General features: G+C 36.5%; 20 protein-coding genes and 1 tRNA gene. 1 reads left to right on the top strand and 20 read right to left on the bottom strand.

Annotated elements, in window-relative coordinates:
- Nucleotides 1-454: 454 nt before the first annotated feature.
- The 20 genes from L1999_RS22660 to L1999_RS22755 all read right to left on the bottom strand — a co-directional run bounded on the left by L1999_RS22660 (nt 455) and on the right by L1999_RS22755 (nt 19,651).
- Nucleotides 455-2,512 (bottom strand): sacsin N-terminal ATP-binding-like domain-containing protein, encoded by a 2,058-nt coding sequence (locus L1999_RS22660; RefSeq protein ID WP_235740621.1) that lies wholly within the window; start codon nt 2,510-2,512, stop codon nt 455-457.
- Nucleotides 2,513-2,580: 68 nt separating this feature from the next.
- A complete protein-coding gene (locus L1999_RS22665; protein WP_235740622.1) occupies nt 2,581-3,201 on the bottom strand; it encodes a hypothetical protein in 621 nt (206 codons plus the stop codon).
- A gap of 475 nt (nt 3,202-3,676) precedes the next feature.
- Nucleotides 3,677-4,114: a hypothetical protein gene (locus L1999_RS22670; protein ID WP_235740623.1), complete on the bottom strand. Its 438-nt coding sequence runs from the start codon at nt 4,112-4,114 to the stop codon at nt 3,677-3,679.
- 488 nt (nt 4,115-4,602) lie between these two features.
- A complete protein-coding gene (locus tag L1999_RS22675; RefSeq protein WP_235740624.1) occupies nt 4,603-5,454 on the bottom strand; it encodes a hypothetical protein in 852 nt (283 codons plus the stop codon).
- A 273-nt stretch (nt 5,455-5,727) separates the two neighbouring features.
- Nucleotides 5,728-6,342 (bottom strand): recombinase family protein, encoded by a 615-nt coding sequence (locus L1999_RS22680; protein ID WP_235740625.1) that lies wholly within the window; start codon nt 6,340-6,342, stop codon nt 5,728-5,730.
- A gap of 200 nt (nt 6,343-6,542) precedes the next feature.
- Nucleotides 6,543-7,016, bottom strand: coding sequence for a hypothetical protein (locus tag L1999_RS22685; RefSeq protein ID WP_235740626.1), 474 nt, complete (start codon nt 7,014-7,016; stop codon nt 6,543-6,545).
- Nucleotides 7,017-7,096: 80 nt separating this feature from the next.
- Complete coding sequence (locus L1999_RS22690; RefSeq protein WP_235740627.1) at nt 7,097-7,687, bottom strand: GIY-YIG nuclease family protein; 591 nt, start codon at nt 7,685-7,687, stop codon at nt 7,097-7,099.
- A gap of 699 nt (nt 7,688-8,386) precedes the next feature.
- Nucleotides 8,387-10,165 carry a hypothetical protein gene (locus L1999_RS22695; RefSeq protein WP_235740628.1) on the bottom strand — a complete coding sequence of 593 codons (1,779 nt, stop codon included), beginning with the start codon at nt 10,163-10,165 and terminating at the stop codon, nt 8,387-8,389.
- Between the two features lie 302 nt (nt 10,166-10,467).
- Entirely contained in the window at nt 10,468-11,265 is a 798-nt protein-coding gene (locus L1999_RS22700; RefSeq protein ID WP_235740629.1) for a hypothetical protein, read from the bottom strand.
- Nucleotides 11,238-11,615, bottom strand: a complete 378-nt coding sequence (locus L1999_RS22705) for a YolD-like family protein (RefSeq protein ID WP_235740630.1) — start codon at nt 11,613-11,615, stop codon at nt 11,238-11,240. The genes L1999_RS22700 and L1999_RS22705 overlap by 28 nt, the downstream gene beginning before the upstream one ends.
- Nucleotides 11,616-11,760: 145 nt before the next feature.
- On the bottom strand, nt 11,761-12,747 hold the full coding sequence (locus tag L1999_RS22710) for an HNH endonuclease (RefSeq protein ID WP_235740631.1): 987 nt from the start codon (nt 12,745-12,747) through the stop codon (nt 11,761-11,763).
- Nucleotides 12,748-12,803: 56 nt separating this feature from the next.
- On the bottom strand, nt 12,804-13,553 hold the full coding sequence (locus tag L1999_RS22715; protein ID WP_235740632.1) for a hypothetical protein: 750 nt from the start codon (nt 13,551-13,553) through the stop codon (nt 12,804-12,806).
- Between the two features lie 161 nt (nt 13,554-13,714).
- Entirely contained in the window at nt 13,715-14,692 is a 978-nt protein-coding gene (locus L1999_RS22720) for a tyrosine-type recombinase/integrase (RefSeq protein ID WP_235740633.1), read from the bottom strand.
- Between the two features lie 122 nt (nt 14,693-14,814).
- A tRNA-Arg gene (locus L1999_RS22725) sits at nt 14,815-14,891 on the bottom strand.
- A 105-nt stretch (nt 14,892-14,996) separates the two neighbouring features.
- Entirely contained in the window at nt 14,997-15,509 is a 513-nt protein-coding gene (locus tag L1999_RS22730; protein ID WP_235740634.1) for a metallophosphoesterase, read from the bottom strand.
- Nucleotides 15,506-16,117: an XTP/dITP diphosphatase gene (locus L1999_RS22735; RefSeq protein ID WP_235740635.1), complete on the bottom strand. Its 612-nt coding sequence runs from the start codon at nt 16,115-16,117 to the stop codon at nt 15,506-15,508. The genes L1999_RS22730 and L1999_RS22735 overlap by 4 nt, the downstream gene beginning before the upstream one ends.
- Before the next feature lie 230 nt (nt 16,118-16,347).
- Nucleotides 16,348-17,103, bottom strand: a complete 756-nt coding sequence (gene rph, locus L1999_RS22740; protein ID WP_235740636.1) for a ribonuclease PH — start codon at nt 17,101-17,103, stop codon at nt 16,348-16,350.
- A 105-nt stretch (nt 17,104-17,208) separates the two neighbouring features.
- Complete coding sequence (locus tag L1999_RS22745; RefSeq protein ID WP_430539985.1) at nt 17,209-18,264, bottom strand: GerMN domain-containing protein; 1,056 nt, start codon at nt 18,262-18,264, stop codon at nt 17,209-17,211.
- Nucleotides 18,265-18,391: 127 nt separating this feature from the next.
- On the bottom strand, nt 18,392-19,186 hold the full coding sequence (gene racE / locus L1999_RS22750) for a glutamate racemase (protein ID WP_275677215.1): 795 nt from the start codon (nt 19,184-19,186) through the stop codon (nt 18,392-18,394).
- A gap of 15 nt (nt 19,187-19,201) precedes the next feature.
- Nucleotides 19,202-19,651, bottom strand: coding sequence for a MarR family winged helix-turn-helix transcriptional regulator (locus tag L1999_RS22755; protein WP_235740637.1), 450 nt, complete (start codon nt 19,649-19,651; stop codon nt 19,202-19,204).
- A gap of 246 nt (nt 19,652-19,897) precedes the next feature.
- On the opposite strand from L1999_RS22755, the gene L1999_RS22760 reads away from it, so the two are divergent.
- Nucleotides 19,898-20,203, top strand: coding sequence for a HesB/YadR/YfhF family protein (locus L1999_RS22760; RefSeq protein ID WP_235740638.1), 306 nt, complete (start codon nt 19,898-19,900; stop codon nt 20,201-20,203).
- Nucleotides 20,204-20,235: the final 32 nt, after the last annotated feature.

A 20,235-nucleotide genomic window follows, 5' to 3' on the forward strand; every position in this document is an offset into this window, starting at 1 on the left:
AGGTTATTACATTATATACTTTCTCTTAAGACCTATACGCCTCGAACCCTTGAAACGACTGGTTTTCTCAACGACTTTAGCACGTTAAATTTGCTAGATTTATAATTAGAAGTAAAACTCGTCAAGGTTCCGGATTCCACGCCATAGACGTCCAACATCAGGCAGATGGGCATACAACACATCCCCCATCATTTGTGATACGGTCCCCCCATTAATCTATTGAACCATACTCATTCGTCTCTCTTCTGTTTACCAAACAGTTTGTCTACATTATCGAATGTTTTGGCTAAGGAACATAAAAGATGACCGCCATTTAGACGATCATCGTTTATTAAAGTAAAGCACCTTATAGTCTATAAGTTTAACTTAAGGGTACCGTAGATAATATCACGAAAAAATATCGTTTTTCTATAAATATTCCTTATACAAATACGTAATTTTCGTAATGTGATTGTTAATTTAAGTCTATCTCAAATTTATCACCGCTGTAATCGTCACATATCCATTCCCATTGTTTAACACGTTTTTCTAACTGTAACTGCTTTAATGGATTTTGAATATATTCTAATAATAATTGGTTGTCTTGTTGATAGATAATGCATAAATAATAGGCATCTCCATATTGATGTGCTGCCGTATATTCATTATTCGTCATCGAAATTTCTGCATTTCGATTCGAAATAGACTTTACTTCGATATAGCGAATCTCACCAGTTTTAGTTTGACTATGTACGTCATATCCTAGATTTTGCTTACTAACATCTTTAGCCTGATTTCCTTGTAATTGCTCAAATTCTATACATTGATATTCGGCTGCTCGCCATTTGGAGATGGTTTTCTTTTTTGATGAAAAAATAGAGGATAATGAACGTTCAAAAACATTGGAATCTGTTTTTTCTGATGAACCAAAACGGTCATTTCCAAGTGATTGTTCCTTTGTAAAGCCCGTTTTATAGGTATTATCAATCCATTTAATATCATTTGCTGTTAGTGAATTTAAGAACTCGGATAAGAAGGATTTTGAATAGACGATACCTTTTTTACTTCCCCAAATCATCAATTGATTTTGATCATCTTTTATGTAGCAATTGTCTAATGGAAATACCTCTTTATTAATCAACATTTTAGAACGAATTGACTTCAATAATTGACCATACAGTTTACCTAATAAGGTCTGGTCAGCTTTTTCCACAAACTCTTTTTCGGATAAAATGGTTATCCAGTCTGGGATTTCATATATTCCCGTCGCAAATGATTCTAAAAAGTTATCTAAGTAACCGTTTTGTTGTAGACTAGCAATTGGCATTAATTGCTTCATACTGGAATGCTCTCGAATCCATACAAATTCTGATGTTTCTAAAAAACGTGGTTTTCGCTTATGTTCTGTCGCATTAATCATGTCACCGTTATATAAAGGAATCCATTTTTCTTTCTTAATTAATTCAATTAACTTATCCGACAGATAATTTGAAAACTTCGAGAAAGATTGACGTTTTTCGAGTAATGAAAAGATTGGCAATAACGCTTCATGTCCCTCTTGCAAAGTCTCAGCCATAGTTTTAAAGATCTGTTCTGTTGCAATCTTCAACCCTGCTTCTGTTTTTTCATCCCAAGTTAAATGTTTTCGACTAGGATCTGTTGAAAAGTCACAATTGATTTTAAATGGATAACCAGTAGGTTCTAAGGTTGGTAAATAACAATGAAATACCGCTTCGTCCTTTTCACAAGCCATTATCTGACCTTGTACATCTAATTTTAATCCAAGCTGAACCGATTTGTTACGTTGATTTCCAACAATGTACCATTCTTTCTTTTCATGTCCTACTTCTTGAATGCAAACTCGTCGATGGTCTCGTAATACCTTAAACTTTCTACGAATCGTTGATATATTGATTTGGATCATTTGAATATGATTAAGAAATAAATAATAGCCATCATTAACAGCAGCCAATTCATCCTCTAACAAACCTGATCGAGCATTCTTAAAAATAAAAATAGTTTGATATCCTTCTTGATAGAGTTTTTGTATTTCTTCCTCTATTTCGGTTTCGATTTCATCCAAATATAAAGGGATACGAACAGTTGGCACTTTGTTTATATCTGAAATCTGTAATTTCTTCGCACACAATTCCTTCGAGAACGTAAATCCAACATCATTTGAGTGGATAATAATGGTGTTAGTTAGGTATGTGGTACTTTTAAATCCTACACCTCTATACCCAATGGAAACTCCTCGTTTTTTAGAACTTGCCCCTGAACGACTAATGCTTTCAATATCTTGTTGACTAAAAGGCTTTCCATCATTCGCAAAGAAAATATGACCATTTTTACTATAGATAGTAATTCGATTGGATTCTGCATCATCTGCATTTTGCAATAACTCAATAAAAATGCGTTCCCCGTAACTTTCCGCCATATATTTTTCCATAGCAGCCATATCCGCTAATAATTGTGGTGATGATTTAGCTTCCTCTAAAAAACGATGACTGATGTTTTCGATAACTTCTTTCATTGAAACTACCACCTCTCTAAAAAAAACCCTCAAAATTTAACATGAGGGTTATATTCAAGCTATGTTTATTAAACATAATCAATCAAAGTTACTGTAATACGAGCCTTTGCTTCTTTATCTCTTAAGTTGCCTACCCATTTTAATAATACATTTGCAACTTCATTTGCACGGTTTTCTTCTTCTTCATAAGAATCATCATCATCATCATCTACATCTTGAATATAATCAAATTCAGAAGCGAAAGAATCACAAATTTCCTCAATAAATTCAGTTAGCGAATTCTCTTTATATCGATTTTTCTTCACTAAAGTATACATTTTTTCTGCAAGTTCAATATAACCATACCTTAAAGCATCCCAAATATAGCTTGAGTAGATACTATCAGATTTACCGAATACATATTCTAGTATATCTTCATTTTCATTCAATATAATTATTAGTTCTTCCCCACCAATTTTTTGTTCTAAGCTATATAGCATACCACTAGTAAAGGAGTAACCATCTCTCTTTATAATAGCTTCACCATTTATAAGAACATATTTCCACATATCAATTGCTAATGTTATATTGCTTTTTGCTATTTTTGCAATAATCTCCCGTATTTTCCCACTATTATCTTCTAAATTATTTTTTAATATTTCGAAACTTTGAAGTAATAATTCTTCTTTGTTCTTGCTACTTTTAGCCAAATTAACCCCATCCTTTTTCGTATTTTTGTTTTATTATTTATTATATCTATTAAATTTACATAGAACAATTGTTCATATTTTGGAAATTAATACCTATTAGGAAGAAATGCCCTTAGCATTATTTGCCACGGAGAACCCGTACTACCCTCAATAAGTAAGGTTGTTTTAATACATTCTGCAGTAAAGACATATACTACCTACTCAACGAATCTACCTTATTAGTTTAACAGAACCCATGAGATTTCTTATTCCAAAAAAATTTTTTAAAGCATTTAGCTATTTGGGTTTTGTGGAAAATGGGTATCTTTCCTTGCCAGCTCGTTAGGGATTCAAGATTTGAACCTCATATGTACGTTACATCAGGCATAGTTCGTTATGGCATCAGGGCTATGTTCGTGATAGGGTGGCTCCCCCTTGTCCAATAAGAAAGACCGCTCTAAACACTAGAAACGGTCTAAAAGTGCTTATTTTAATGTTAGCTGTTGCTTTCATTATAGTCCTGTTTAAGTGGATGAAGATGATGATGATGGTGGTGCTCGTGATGAACGACTACGAAGTCTTCGTGTCGAAAGAACATAGTCGGTTCTGAGAAATCTAGTGAACTGCCATCCGACGAGAATCCGCCTGTGACGCTAACTTGAATTAGGTCCCCTGACTTTTCAATGTCTCCTGTTACGGTTACGATCAAAGCACGTGGATCGCCTGCTACAGTGGTAGTGGTGTCTGTGATTGGACTAGGAGTGAATACCGGTACAGCAATCCCCGCAGCTGTGTTCGATGACAGGGTAAATGTTTGTGGCGGAAGCAGCACTACTACAGGTTGAGGAGGGTACAACGGGCCAGGAGGCCAAATAACTTGGTCGATTCGTACCGTGGCAGTTAGCGTCCGATTTGTCTGGTTACTGAGCGTCACGATTACGATATTGCAGGGATTAGGAGGATGATGCGTAAAGATAGGAATGAGAAAAGGTCCCGTACGTAAAGTCGATATAAAAACCACATCCTTTCGAAATTTATAATTTTTCAATCAATATAGTAAATGCAAAAAGTAATCGATATGAAAGGTACAAGTTATGGAGGTAATAAACACAATATTCAATGTTTCTTTGCGTTTCTGGTCGTTCGAGATACAGTATTTTCGTCTCCATTTGTGCGTTACACCAGGCATCGTGCAATATGACATGGGGGTCGTTTTTGTGATAGGGTAGCCTAATTCTAATCTTTTTGGTGTCAAGGTGAAGTGTAATAGCTTAAACCAAAAATTAAGAAAAAAAAATCGTCATTTCGACGACGTTCATTTAAATGCAATTCTAATAATAGGCGAATTTAAAACCTTCAACTGGAAGCATTTTAGGGACTTTCACAATTTAGGTTAAAATACTTAATAATTTCAGTTACCATCTAACAACCTGGTACTTCTTTTAAATCAATATCTTCAAAACTATAAAATTCGAATTTTACATCTATTCCTTGTGCCATAAAGTCTCTTCCAGGCTCTAAACTTAAAACACTATCTTTAAACTTCTGATTAATTTTTCCAACAAATATAAAACGCAATTCTACATTTTTATTCAATTGTTTTGAAATTTCCTTAATGTCATTTACCTTATTCTGTATTGATTCAAGTATATATTTCATTGGGTAATATCCATGTCTACTGATCTTTATTTCAAGAACAACGGTCTCCCTATCAATGGGGATAATTCCATCAATTTCTACTGTCTTATTATTTCCACTTATCTTTACATATTTACTAATAAATTGTGAATATTTTTTCTCAAGAAATTTAAACGTTTGTTCTTCAGCAATATATACAAATTCCATTGGGTTTAAATTATAATTATCCAGTGTTTGGTTTATTTGCTCGTCTGACAGAGCTTCATTTTCTTGACTTTTGTCAGCTTTAATTGCTTCTTCATCGTTCTTATATTCATTATTAATATATGTTTGAACTTCCTCTTGGGATCTCGTTAAAAAGTTAAAATAAGCATCGCTATTTCTAATTATAGCAGCAATGTTTTGTAAGAAATTTAAATTTGTTACTAGTGTAGCCAAGACTAAAATAGCTAAAAAATAACTTGTTGCATCATTAGCAAATAAACTCAAACCTAAAACTATGAGTATACCAATTACCTTCAGTACATCCTTCCTTAGTAATTTAGTCCAAATAAAAATACAAATCAAAATTAATGCCAATGATATTGTCACTAATGCTATTGAATCCCTTGAATGTTCTAATAACTTTTCAATCATTTGATCCCCCTGCTTTATTCCGACTTTAATGCTAATTTTGATAACAAACTAAGTGAACATCTTAGGTTAATCATATTCATATTTATGGTTTTTCAGTACATTTTTCCTATAATCCCCATTTCCCTCTTCACAAATCTGTACTGCTTTCAAATCCCCAAAGTCCTATTTACTGTTCATCCATAAATAGGCACATATATCAATGCACTTATAGGGCGCATTTTATGATATTGTAGCCACTTACTTTAATCTATTAAAAACAAAAAAAGCGAACCACTATCGGCTCGCCAGGCATTCCTCGTATTCTTTTACCAGCTTATAGAACGATGTCCGCTTTAAATCTGCTCTTCGCATAGCTTCTGTTGCAGTAATGCGTTCACTTTTCCATTCCTTATATACCGCAATAAATGTGTCTGTTATTTCAGCTTTAGGTCTACCAAATTGAACGCCATCCTTTAGTGCAACATCAATTCCTTCTCGCTGACGCTTCTTGATCCGCACTCTTTCTTCTTCCGCTAACCACGACAGAATTTGTAATACCAAATCAGATATAAACGTTCCAAGGCTGTCCTGGTATTTCGTAGTATCCAGTAACGGCATATCGAGAACAACAATATCGGCTTTAATATTCTTGGTGATATCCTTCCATTCGTGTAAAATTTCTTCTTTATTCCGACCAAATCGATCGAGTGAGTGAATATACAAAACGTCTCCAGCCCGTAAATGATGCTTGAGCGATTGATACTGTTCCCGCTTGAAATCCTTTCCGCTTTGTTTATCGATAAATATGTCTCTTTCGCTAATGCTGACTTCTTTCATAGACTGCAGCTGACGTGCTTCGTTTTGATCTCGACTGCTAACACGAATGTATCCGAATTTACGATTATCCATACTTCCGTACTCCTCTCGATCACTCATATGTAATTGTTTCCAGTATATCGAAAGTGTTCGTAAATGTATATAGACAAAACGAATATCCGTAAATTACTTTAACCACTTTTACGAACAAACCTAAAAACGATAGAATGCGAGGTTGAAGGCTGTCCACGGAGTGTTCGTAAATGTATACTTTTTCGGACAAATAAATTAAATCAATTTAGGAAATTAACTATTTTATCGAATCTATCTTTGTAGTTAATAAGAGAACTTACAGCGATTTTATCGAAACCACTCTTTTTTTCACTCGCCCATTCATTCAAGGTCTCTCTTATTTTTTTTACTCTTTGTAATTCTTTATGCTGTTCGAATCTTACTTCTTTATGTTCCAGCACATAAAAATCCATTGTATCTTTCGATGGTGTATGAACCAAAACCCAAAAATCAGGATTAGAGTCTGTTCCATTATCGTAATATTTTTGAAAAAAATTCGTCTGTATTGTGAGTTCCTCAGTTGTTTTTACCTGTATTTTGGCAATCTTGCTCCCACTTCCTGTTGCTATTACATCAAATAATTCTTTATTTCCATACGTAGGAAAGGCTTCTAAACCATACCTAAAAAGGCGAGAAACCGTTCCAAATTCTCCAGATTTACCAATGGAACGCTTTAATTTAATATCTTTTGCCACATTTATTCCCCTTAATTATTTATACTTGCAGAAATCGACCACATATTATTATTAAAAACAATTTAATTTTGACCATAATATTAAATAAACTCTTCATCCTCAAGCCCTTTATCAGTTGTCGGATACCAATTACGAATTGCATCGTACATATATCCCTTTTCTTCATCGCTCCATTTTTCTCTCTTAGTATAACTTTCCATTTTTTGAATATATTCTTCTCCACTTATCATCCTTTGGGTATAAATGTTATGTGGTGGTTTAAATTTTAGAAACAAAAATTGTTCAAGAATAAAACGCAAGTCAGCATCATTAACATCAAGTTGATAAAACTCAACAGTATGGAAATATTGGTACAAACGAATTATTTTAACAACTTTCTTGTTATTAGTTACTTTTACAGATGTAGTATTGGTTTTCTTAGTAATCATATGTTGTGAAAAACGTTTCCAAAACGACTTAGTTTGACCTACATAAACAACCTTTCCGTATTTATCACGAAATACATAACAACCAGGGATATCAGAAAAATCCACTGTTTCATCAATTTGCCAAACAGGTATTTTTTCGGTTATATCCTTAATAAAAAATGATGACGTTAAAATTGATTCTCTATCTAAAGTCCTCGTTAAATCTTTTATTTCGAAAGTTAAACTAGCAATATCTTTGAACATATTGGCTTATCCCCTCAATTTAAAATATACATATTTAGATATAACAAATCACAAGTGAAATGCCAACAATTTCTTGTAAATACTTGTTTTTTTTGGTTTGTATTGTTAATTATTCTTTTTGAATAATGGTACTAACTTTTTTACGATAAATTGCTGTTTATGTCATATTACTTTATTACAGTAAAGCGTCCGTAGTCTTAAGTTACCTTGTGTTATCAATACTTTACTGCACTAAAGAGCGTTCTTATAGCCCCTGGAGTTTTCCAAAAAGCGACAGTTTCCGCCACATCATCAAGCGTTTTTAACTAAACTTGGTTTCCGTAGAACGTCCTCCTTTTTAAAGAAATTACATTTTCATACTAATTAACCGATAATAAACAAAAAACCCTCCAACGATTAGTCAGAGGGAACATGCTATATAATATAGTATGACCATAATCGATATTCTCGTAACCTTTGTTATCACAAAGATTCCGTGCTGTATGCTGTACATTCGTACAACATCAGCAACTTTAACGGCATGTTTTAGTAGTTTTTTAACAGTTAATTTCTAATCAATAACGCCCAGGCGCTTACAGCCCCAACGGTTCAAACAAAAGTCTTCATTTTACTCATATAAATATAATAGATATGACGACTACTCTTAACTGCGTTTCTCTCGATTAGAGAGGAACGCAAGATTGGTGTCGCTTTTGACACCTAGCTTGATAATACTCGCACACCCGTCCCACTCGTCTTTTTCATGATTTTACGAGTAGTAACTTCAATAATGCCTGCCGACTGTAGACGCTGAATTTTATCGTTCTTCAATATCCTAGCGAAATTACTTTTATCGATTCCAACCGCTTCTCGTACCAGCCCCTTATCGTATTCACCTTGTGGCAACGTTAGAATGTAATCAACTAGTTGATCCGCTTTATCCTTTTTCAGCGGATTTACATCGGTTTTATGATATTTGACATCCAGTTGTATTGGATCACCTAGACGAATGCCCTTCAGATGCTTTCGTAATTCGTTAAATACATCTGAATCGCCATGGACTACGAACACTTCAGCTTCCTTCGTATTATCACGATTAATCCGTTTAATCGCTTGATATAGTTCGCTAATAACGCAGCCAAAACGGATTGCTTCGAAATCTGCGTTTTTGAAAACGAATTTACCTTTCTTCCCTTTTTCAGCGATCATCTGAAGAGAATGATTTGTAATCTTTTGCTGTGTAGCTATCGACCATCTTAACGGATACACTTCCATAGGGATTAACGGGTTAGCAATGATCCACACTTGTGTATAATTTCTCCAGTAATTCTTTCCTACGATATCCCCGAAATGAGCGACATCAACATTCTGAATATCGTTCCCTTGTAAATGTGACAACAATTCCACCTCAGCTTTTAATTGCGTAACAATCAGCGTTTTGTCCGATTCGGATTTGTGTTCTTCGATCAGCTTACACATCTGAGGAAAGTAATCTTCTGTACGTCTAATATTGCTCATGGACGAATTAAACGGCACATGATGTAGAGTCCAGTTTTCATGCGTGATAATCTGTGTCTGCCGATCTATTACTATTCCTACATCATATAGGTACTGTTGATCGATCTCACCGTTAGCATCTAGTATAATGTTATTCCGTAGTCCCCAACGTCTAAGCTCACTGTTAAAGCTTGTAAGCCGTCCGTTATTATACAAGCATTTATTTGCATATATGGCATCTAACATATCACAGAACTTGCGTACCGTGTTAAATTGCTCTAGGTCATACGTTTGTGCCTCTATTTTTGATTTAAATTGGCTAATCGTATCAGGCTTTATTTTTGGCTCGCACTTCAGTAACAGATTTCCCGACTTCTGTTGTTCTAACCTGTTTAACTCTTTAAACAGCCCCTTACAAACAGCTAAAAGATCTCCATGCAGCGATATAGGTAAGATACTTTGCATTTTACGGTATTCAATTTCTGAAAAGGAGAACGTAGGAATGTGTAATGCTTCATCAATAATCAGCGTATGGCGACCTTCCATAAAGTACTCTCTAGTGAAGGCATCTTGTGCTAAACGAAGATAACGCTCATGGGTGATTATAATTACGGGATGGAACGCAAGAGATTCAAGATTATCTTTATATCGTCCCCAGTTTTCGCTAGTAATTCCGAGGGCAACATCCAAACCGGAACATTGATTGATCCGTTCTATACTGGCTTGCACGTCCTCTACGAATTGCTTTACGATTAGAAATCGTCTATAACCGCCTTGGCTCGTCCACAATTCTGATTCTTCCTGATTGTTTTGTGACAGATATCCCCCTATAATGCGATCTGTCTGAAGGCTCTTTCCAATTCCTGCTTCCATCGGCAAAACCATAAATAAATCCTCGCCTGTCTCGTTTTCTACGATTCTACTTTCTAGAAGCTTAATTTTGCTAACATATTCCTCTCCGTATACCTTAGCAAAGTGTTCATGTGTATTGTAATCGTTCACCCTGTCTCCCCACTTGCTGTGATTTATTTTTGGATTATTATATACGATTCGATTATACATTGCTTAAGAACAATTTGGCTCATAAAAAATATTCAAAATGCTCTAAATTCTATTTTTAGTACTTGTTAGCCTATATAAGAGTACGAACCATTCCTCTTATTAAATCCTACAAAATGATTTTTCACCCTAAAGATTTTCAAAAACTATATAAATGAAAGAAAACGCAACCTAAAAGGGCTGCGCAAAATTTTAAAATCAATTATCTCCAATTTTTTTATTAATACATTTCTTTAAGATTTAGCTTACTTTAACTTACTTCTTTTTCGTCTTATTTTGCCCCCACTAAGGTCTTGATATATCTTTCCTGCTCCTATCTTTTGTACAACGGATTGTGGTATCCCAACCATTTGGGCAATATCTTTTTGAAATAGATTTGTATTTTTTAGAAGATAAACGACCTTAAGTATTTTCTCTTTTGAGTACTTATCTACCTTTTCTATTTTCCCTCCTGTTTTGTTTGTCCAAGTAGTTCCTTGAGCTATTTTTTCAATTGCGCTTTTGCTAACATTGAATTGTTTAGCAATCTCTCGATATGGAACTCTTTTCTTTATAAGTTTAATTACATCATCTATTTCAGTTTGTAATATTAAAGAACTTCCATGTTTATTACTAATTTTTCCGCCAGTAACTTCTGTCCATGTTCTGCCACCACCTACTCCTTGAATTGCCGCTAAAGGGAGATTTAATAAAACAGAAATCTGTTTATATGTCATTTTAGGATTATCTTTTATTATCTGAGTAATTTTTTTAACCAACTCAGTATTAAGAACATAACTAGCATTATTTGTTTTAACTCTCCCTCCGGTTAAATGGAGCCAAGTATCCCCTCGCCCTATATGTTCGACAACCCATATTGTGGTTCCAACTGTTTCAGCCACCTCTCGATAACTTAGTCCTTCTTTTATAAGTTTGATTATTTGTTCTGCCTGTTTTCCTGTAATGGTACATGTAGGATTGCTTTCTCCGCTTTTATCGTATGCCCTTCCATCAATTGCCCCTTCTTCAAGAACTGTTAACCAGCGCTTTTTTTTACGTTCCATTCCAAAAGCATCATTTCTATTACAACCATTCCGACCACATCCTCAAATGCAACCCGGCGGAAATCTTCCGGATCCACTTCAATACGAAGCTGGTGCGTTATAGGATCCACGTAATGGACACGACCAGTAATATCCGAAGTAAAGCCATCGTCCCATATAGTCACTCTTACGGCTAAACCATATTCCATCGCATAGCCTATTCGCTGATCAAACTCCTCCTTTTCATACTCATCAATAATTGGCTTTACGATACGTTCAGTGTCACGCCATAAATCACGTTGAAACTTAATTAGCTCTGGCATTCCAAACGCAAACTGCCACTTCTTCTTCCCACGGTCACGAATCGCCATATTAATCACCTCAACCTTATTATATACGAACAAATGTTCCGTATGAATGCAAAATAAAAAAGGACCTTCTCAGGTCCGCTGCTGATTTTTTCTAATCTAAAGCCCCCACTAGTTAAAGATGGAACCTTAAATAACAATCGATGCACTATCTCTTCTTTCGTTCCAATCTTCTTTGTTTTCTATTTTTAGGGAATTCAATTGCCTCAATCATTTTTCTCCCCTCTGCAAGAAAATCTAACGAAATTCTCTTGGCGAATATTGCTCTAGCTTCCCAAAAATTCCTCCCCTGTATGGAAGCCTTTATCAGGTTTTCAGAAAACTCTAAGCCTTGTTCTCCACTAATTGCGCCGTATCCAGTTATACTGTTAAATGCTTCTGATACTCTTCGTATCTTATATGAATACTTTTCAGGAACTAATTTCTCAAAAGTAAAAAGTTTGTTCATTTTGTCTTCAAAAACAACTTTTTCCTCTTCATATCCATCCTTCCAGAGTACCAATAGAAAAACTGCACTTGCAAATCTAATAACATATATGCTTTCTATTAGTCCAGAACCTATAGTCACTTCTCTATTTTTTTCTTTGTTGTATACACTATAAGTTGCCCCTAGAGGCCAAAGTTTCGGATTTTTAATTATAGCTAACGGTCTTTTTCCATTAACCTCTTCTAATACTGGGAGCATATTGATGTGAAGGCCTGCAAACAGAGAATAATTCCCCTTAAAATTGTTTTCTCCCTCCATTATGTAATTGATGTTATCTTTAAACCATGCTGAATCCGATTTTTCCATTCGGTCATAGTTGTAAGCTATTTTAAGGAGCCATCTGGATAAAAGATGATAATTGAATTCAAACGGGAATTCCTTATTGTAATTATCAGCTATACCAAATGAACACATAAAATTATCGCTAATTAATTTATTTCCGTAACCGTCTAAATCACTTAATACTCCGTTATTGCATAAGTTACAGACATCACCTATAGTGAGACCGTTATTGTCTTTGAAGGATCTTTTCTCCATAAATGTTACATCGTCGTCGGGAAAAAGTTTGATTAAACCATTTGGAATAACATGCTCTTTTGTTCTAACTAACTTTCCTCCAATTTCATTGTTACAATATGCACATTTCATTATATCCTCTCCCAATTCTCAGTGCCTACTTCTCTTATTTATGAGTAGTATACTATTTATAGAATTACCTCGTTCCATTCACCTAACGAATCGAGCTTTTTCACTTGCTCTAATTTTAAACAAGCACTCAACTGCTTTAATTGGTCATTTGCCCACATTGGTAGAATTACCATTAAATCAAGTAGCTCCTTTGGATTAACGGTATAAGTGGTCGCAGTTGAACTAGAACGCCTCTCTCTAATTTTCCTTTTAAATTCTGAAACATTAAATCCCTCGATTAAATATTCCATATCTTTACTCCAGCCAAACCCGTTTATTGACGGAAGATCCACGTGCTTGTTTGAGTTCACAAAATCATCTAAGTAAATAAAATTTTGATCACTGATTATATTTTCTATAGATGCACAAAGACCCGTATCCGGTACTTGTTTCTTTATATTCTTAAAATCCACAATAAAAGGATCAATCGGATTAGCAAACAATTCACTATTGATAATTTGAGCAAAAACATCAAATTGAGTTCGGATTGCTTGCATCATAGCGACAAGTTCAGCATCAATTTTGGTTAAGTTATCAGAAACAACTTCGTGACTATCATTTGCATTCAAAGGATCCGTTAACATTTTTTTGGCATGCTGCTCAAATTTAGAATCAAAAAATACATCATTTAAATTTCTATTGTGATACATAATTCTACTTCTAACTCTAATTAACCCATCAATAAACTTGTAGTCATCCCTGTTTCCAATAGTCGTATAGAATAGACCAATATCGTCAAAGGTTTTAATCAGTGTCAAATAATTCATCTAGATTCCCCTCACTCTTTTTATGTACTTTTTTGTTATAACACAACTTAATACCTATTTCATTAATTTACTACTCTAAATAATAGGAAAATTTTAATGGATTAACCTACCCGAAATTTAATAAAAAAAACGCCACCCGTTAAGGTGACGTCGCATTGATACTATAGGTATTTCCGTAGGTTCTCCGCAACTTCTTCCTTTTCGAGGTGTAAGTATTGTGTCGTCACTGCAAGGTTACTATGACCTAACGCTTTGGATATTTCTGCAATATTCGCACCTTTATTCAGTAATGACTTTGCAAACCCACGTCTTAAAGCATGAGGATTAATATTACGTAATCCAAATTCTTTAGAATACTTATTCAATCGCTTCTGTATGTTGTTATGTGTAGGACTATTAGAAATGACCCCGCCTTGTTTCGTGATAAAAACATAATTATTCTGTACTCCGTATAATTGCCTTATCGCATCATTCTGGCGTACTAGCACGCTTAATAAACGGTGTAATGTATCATCAAATGGCAGAAGTAACTGGTCGTGGTTTTTCATGATAGAACCATCAAGTCTCAATAATTTATCAGAGAAGTCTATATGCTTATTCTCCAGGTGAACGATTGTATTAACACGTATACCCGTTTTAAACATCAATAAAACCGCTGTAGCGTCTCGTAATTGGACAAAGTCACCTAAGTCTAACAAAGATAATAACGTTCGAATTTCACGCTCTGTGGCGCCTTCCTTAACGTTACTATCCACTCGGATGGTGATCGCCTTCCAAAACTGCGTTTCAATCCATCCATTACTAAAACAACGGGACAAGAACGCCTTCAAACATTTTAAGCGTATTAACTTAGTTTGATTACTGACTTTCATACATGAAAGCCAATCGTAAATTGATTCCGCCTTTATGTCGTCTAAGAATGTTAGTTTCGTCTTCTCAGCGAAATGATTTACTTGAATCGAATAATCGCTAATTGTCCTAGGGCGATTACCACTGATCTGCATTTGGCGAGTAATCGTTGCAAGCGCCTTATTAATAGTCATTCGGTCTGATTTGACCGTTGTACGTGGAGTAGGTTCTTCCGAGAATAAACCACTCAAATCATCTGAAACCGATAGAATACTTTTCTTTTTTGTCATAACAAAAAGCCTCCTAAAACGCTAATGAATTATCGAGTGTAATTCGGCATTTGACCGATGCACTGACCGTTTCATTTGGCGTCCTAGAAGGCTTATATATAGCGGTTTTTAAGTATGTAGTATGGCGTCCCAGGAGAGATTCGAACTCCCGACCGTACGCTTAGAAGGCGTATGCTCTATCCGGCTGAGCTACTGGGACATATTAACTTTCAAAGACAAGATTTATTATATTATCCTAGCATCTAAAAGTCAACAGCATTTTTTACTTTTTTATAAATGAGGGGAGTAACTCCCCTCTCTCTAATTATAGAATGAATTCTTGTGCTAGTTGTGTTAGTTCACGACCAGAGAGCTCAAACACTGACAGCTTAATCTTATCAGTTTGTAAATCAAGCATCACATAGGTTTTTTCAAAGCGCTCACGCGGGAGACGGATGCTGCCTGGGTTGATAAACAGAATACCCCCGACAACTTCTGCCCCTAGGACATGGGAGTGTCCAAAGCAGACAATATCAGCATGGTATTCCTCCGCTTTGTATTTTAGAGTCATTAAAGTGGATTTTACCGAGTAGCGGTGGCCATGGGTGATAAAAAACTTTCTGCCTGCCACTTCACAAGTAGTCTCTAATGGGTATTCTGCCCCAAAATCGCAATTTCCCATAACTGTTAAGTAACCAGAGATCGCTTTATCGGTTGGCATCAATTCCGAATCACCACAGTGAATCATTACATCAACTTCGTGTAAGTGTCGTTCCCTGATGATGTTCAGTTCCTTCGTTAAACCGTGGCTGTCGCTGACAATTAATACCTTGCTCATGACCTTTCCGCTCTTTCTAAAATGGTATCTAACAAGACATCCAATTTTTTTAAAGCACTTGCCCGGTGGCTGAGTTGATTTTTTTCTTCTGAGGATAGTTCCGCCATGGAAAGGCCTTTTTCAGGTACATAAAATACCGGATCATAACCAAACCCATTTGTACCGCGGCGTTCCTCCAAAATACGTCCCTCACAGGTGCCTGACACCGTTTGAGTTTCTTGACCAGGAACTGCAATGGCCAGCGCACAATAAAATCTCGCCGTTCTCTTTTCCTCAGGAACGCCTTGCAGTTCTCCTAGCACTTTATCTGTGTTGTTCTGGTCGTTTTTCGGCTCTCCCGCATAGCGGGCGGAGAAAATCCCGGGTCTGCCGTCTAGGGCATCAACGATTAGCCCTGAATCATCGCCTATGACCATTTTATCGAGTGCTTTGGAGACTGCCTCTGCTTTAAGGATCGCGTTTTCTTCAAAAGTGGTTCCCGTTTCCTCCACCTCAGGTAGTTCAGGAAAGTCTAATAGAGTTCGAACGGTGATCCCCCTTGAAGAAAATATTTCTTCAAATTCTCTTGCCTTTCCCGGGTTTTTGGTTGCTATTATAACTTCTTTCATAATTATCGCCTCTTATTTTATAACAGTGTTTTTTTTAAATTTGACAGTAAAGTTAGCTTATCCGCCAGTGAATTCTGGTTATCCGCCAGATAACCCTTATATCGCCAGTTAACTCCGCTTATCCGCCAGTTGACCCTTGTTATCCGCCAGTAAACATCGCTTTACCGCCAGTTAACCCATCTTATCCGCCAGACAACTCCTCTATCCAAGCGAATCCACATTCTACCGACTTATTTCTTCCTTCTACTCTCAATCTTTTTAATAATTTCCTCACCCAGTGCTGCTTTCTGCTGTTCAAATAGCTCCATGAGCCCTTCTTGCGCGGCATGGAGCAGTCCTTGAAGTTGGTCGTAAGAGAAAGTTGATTCTTCCCCCGTCCCTTGCAACTCGACAAATTCTCCATTTCCTGTCATCACCACATTCATATCTACTTCAGCCTTGGAATCTTCAGCATAGTTTAAATCTAACACGACCTTGCCGCCCGATAAGACCCCGACACTCGTTGCAGCTAAATAATCGGTAATTGGAAATTTCGGAAAGTGTTTTTTCTCCGCGAATGAATTTAGGGCTAAGGTGAGCGCCACAAATGCCCCAGTAATCGAGGCTGTTCGCGTCCCTCCATCCGCCTGGATGACATCACAATCAATCCAAACCGTCCTCTCGCCAAGTGCATTCAGATCGACAATCGCACGAAGCGCACGGCCAATCAGACGCTGAATCTCCATTGTTCGGCCGGAGACCTTTCCTTTCGAGGATTCGCGAATGTTTCTTGTTTCTGTTGCCCTTGGAAGCATAGCGTACTCGGCCGTAATCCAGCCCTTCCCTTCCCCTCTCATAAAGTGAGGAACTCGATCTTCAATACTGGCGGTACAAATAACCTTTGTATTTCCGACCGAAATAAGGACAGAACCCTCTGGGTGCATTAAATAATTGGTTTCAATATGTATAGGCCTTAGCTGCAATGGCTCTCTTCCATCGACACGCACAACTTTTCCTCCTTATGAAATTCTCTTTTTTTCAAATAAAGAAGAGGCGGGCCTAAGAAGCCAACCTCTTTCATGGTCACTATATAGTATAACAAAAATGGTTTTTTAAAAACTACCTGTATTGACTTTTTCTGGACGTGTTACCGGTTCAGAGACTTTCTTTCCTTGATCATTCTTAATGTCTACCTTACCTTCAACCTCGACGGCAACCTTTTCGACACCTTTTTGTTCTGTTAGAGAAAGAACGAGCGTATCTAGTAACGATTGAGAGATTTCTTTGTCCTTAAAGCTGTCATAAATATTCTTGTTAAAGTTTAATGTTACCGTACCGTTTTCATATTTAGGGGCTTCAAGCAGCTTAACATCTGACATAAATTCAGATACAAGCGTTGATTTCTCACTCGGCCCTTGAATTAATTGTTTGATGACAGCGGCATAATTGTCTTTCTCCGTATTGCTAATCCGGCGTGTTACCGGCACATAGTAATAAGAGCCCTCTTCACCGCCAATATAATAGACCGTTACTGGTTTTGTATTGGTAATATCTGCGACATCTGTGGTATCAATATTAATCCCGGATGCTCTTGATAGATTTTCACTAATCGGTGTCCCGCCGACAGGCATTTCTGTTAAGTCATGGCCGTTCATTTGAAGCTTGACCGATTTGACATTACTAAATTGCGTCATTGTCCAGGTGACAGATTGAAGGATTTTTTGTTCATCCTGTGGCTGATAATTCTTGAATTCTTTTGAGAAGTTCACCGTTGCGACGCCATTATCTTTATTAATCTTGACCGAAATCTCTGTATCTTCAGGGAGCACGGCTCTAAACTTATTTGGAAGCAAGTCGGTTCCTTTACCATTTACCACAAGATACTCAAGGGCCTGTTTTGCTACGGAAGCGGTTTTTGGCAGGGCAAGTGTTTGAGGGACCACATAGCCATCCTTATCAATCAAATAGAGTTCCGTTTTAACTGTGTTCTGGGCTGCCTCTTTATCTTTCACCGTCGTCACCTTGCTTACCGTTTCATCTTTCACCGTAACCGTTTTTGGCGGATCAATTTTCTTTTGTACTTCTGTGTTAAACAGTCCGCAGCCAGAAAGTAGCATTGTCGAAGTCAACACCGTCATACCAATTATTTTTGCTTTATTTTTAGACACATTAATTCCCCCCTAAGACAGTTTGTACTATCATGTATACGAGCCTTACGAAAAAATAGACCGCCTTAAGAAAGAAAAATAGAATTAAATTTATACGCAAAAAGGAGCCCCATGGCAGGAGCTCCTTTTAAAGTTTTATTTTATTTACATTGTGGACAGGAGTTCCGAGCCACTGGGAGGCAATTTTTGAAAAAAGCCATTTAGAGCCTGTTGTGTAATATTCGTGCTCGGGTTCGTCCTCACAGGTGTCAAGCAAATCATTATACTGGAGAATAGCACTTACTTCTCGTGCTGTTTCATCCCCTGAACTAATCACTTTTACCTTCTCACCCATTACATTTTTAATAAGTGGTTCGAGCAATGGATAATGGGTACACCCCAATATTAAAGTATCTAAATTTTGATCCAACAGCGGCTTCAAAGATTCATCTACGATTCTCTCAGCAATGGCACCTGCATATTCTCCGCTCTCAACCAGAGGAACAAATTTCGGGCATGCCTGACTAGTGACAAACAGCCTGCTGTTAAGTGATTTTAGAGCTATTTCATAGGCTCCGCTTTTGACTGTTCCAATTGTGCCAATAATACCAACACGATAATTTTTCGTCCGCTTTATCGCAGCTCGTGCCCCAGGATTAATCACTCCAATAACTGGAATCGATAATGCTTTGCGGATTTCATCCAATGCTGCAGCGGTAGCGGTATTGCAGGCTATGACAAGCATCTTAATATTTTTTTCTAATAAAAAATGGGTCAATTCCCAAGTAAACTTCTTAACTTCCTGTCTTGATCTTGGGCCATACGGGCAGCGTGCTGTATCTCCCAAATAGATAATTTTCTCATTGGGAAGCTGCCTCATCATCTCTTTGGCAACGGTTAGTCCACCGACGCCGGAATCAATAACACCGATTGGTTGTTTCAAAAATCTCGCCTCTTTTTAACGCATTTCTTGATGCATCATGCTCAAGCTGGATTGAAGAAGTAAGATTTGATCCATTGTAAAGTTTTTTAATATTTCCTCTAGATACGCCTGGCGCTTCTTTATGACTTCATCAATGATTCTTTTTCCTTCTTCTAATAAGTGAATTCGCACGACACGGCGGTCACTAGGATCCTTTACTCGCTCAACAAGTAAATTTTTTTCCATCCGGTCGACTAAATCTGTAGTTGTACTGCAAGCCAAAAACATTTTATTCGATAGCTCTCCAATGGTCATGTCTCCCTCTTCAAAAAGCCATTGCAAGGCCACGAATTGTGGTGGAGTAATTTTATATTGACTTAACATTTCCCGGCCCTTTTGCTTAATGATACCAGAAATATAACGTAAGTCCTTTTCAATATTAGCGATAATATCCACTGTAACTTTTTGTGGGTTTTCGAGTTCCATATTTGTATACACTCCTATAATTTGCTTCTCCTCAAGACGACACTAGGTCCTAACCGGCTGAAAAAAGCTAAATGTCTTAAAGCTTGTACTTATTTTCTACTTTTTTTGCTAAAATTTCAAGCAGAAACTTGCTTTTCGCTACTCTTGAAAAGCCATTTACTAAATCAAATGCTATAATAAATTTATTCTAACAGATTCGTTCATAATATGTTTATGTTTGAATTCTAAAACAAAGGTGAGAAGAATATGAAAATAGATTTGAGTAACACAGCGATTCACTGGTTTAAGGAAGAAGTAGACTTAAAAAATGGGGATAAGGTTAGATTCTATGTGAAAATTTACGGAAGCAGCCCTGTTCAAGAAGGGTTTTCACTTGCTTTTACCGTGGATAATGAACCCATTGACATCGCGGTTAAGACAGAAAAAGAAGGGCTGACCTTCTTTATTGAGGGTGCTGATTTATGGTTCTTTAATGGTCATGATTTACATGTTGATTACAATAAAGAAATTGATGAATTAGAATTTAGTTATGTTCTACCAGGTGAAAAGTAATAAAAACAAACCGGCATCTTAAACGATGCCGG

It is taken from the genome of Neobacillus drentensis (genome assembly GCF_021560175.1).
Lineage (GTDB): Bacteria > Bacillota > Bacilli > Bacillales > Cytobacillaceae > Neobacillus > Neobacillus drentensis_A.

Coding starts and splice junctions, on each gene's coding strand:
- L1999_RS22715 (WP_235740632.1), bottom strand. CDS start 13,553: ATGAATTATTTGACACTGATTAAAACCTTTGACGATATTGGTCTATTC.
- L1999_RS22730 (WP_235740634.1), bottom strand. CDS start 15,509: ATGAGCAAGGTATTAATTGTCAGCGACAGCCACGGTTTAACGAAGGAA.
- L1999_RS22760 (WP_235740638.1), top strand. CDS start 19,898: ATGAAAATAGATTTGAGTAACACAGCGATTCACTGGTTTAAGGAAGAA.
- L1999_RS22710 (WP_235740631.1), bottom strand. CDS start 12,747: ATGAAATGTGCATATTGTAACAATGAAATTGGAGGAAAGTTAGTTAGA.
- L1999_RS22660 (WP_235740621.1), bottom strand. CDS start 2,512: ATGAAAGAAGTTATCGAAAACATCAGTCATCGTTTTTTAGAGGAAGCT.
- L1999_RS22735 (WP_235740635.1), bottom strand. CDS start 16,117: ATGAAAGAAGTTATAATAGCAACCAAAAACCCGGGAAAGGCAAGAGAA.
- L1999_RS22705 (WP_235740630.1), bottom strand. CDS start 11,615: ATGGCGATTCGTGACCGTGGGAAGAAGAAGTGGCAGTTTGCGTTTGGA.
- L1999_RS22675 (WP_235740624.1), bottom strand. CDS start 5,454: ATGATTGAAAAGTTATTAGAACATTCAAGGGATTCAATAGCATTAGTG.
- L1999_RS22700 (WP_235740629.1), bottom strand. CDS start 11,265: ATGGAACGTAAAAAAAAGCGCTGGTTAACAGTTCTTGAAGAAGGGGCA.
- L1999_RS22680 (WP_235740625.1), bottom strand. CDS start 6,342: ATGGATAATCGTAAATTCGGATACATTCGTGTTAGCAGTCGAGATCAA.
- L1999_RS22690 (WP_235740627.1), bottom strand. CDS start 7,687: ATGTTCAAAGATATTGCTAGTTTAACTTTCGAAATAAAAGATTTAACG.
- L1999_RS22720 (WP_235740633.1), bottom strand. CDS start 14,692: ATGACAAAAAAGAAAAGTATTCTATCGGTTTCAGATGATTTGAGTGGT.
- L1999_RS22755 (WP_235740637.1), bottom strand. CDS start 19,651: ATGGAACTCGAAAACCCACAAAAAGTTACAGTGGATATTATCGCTAAT.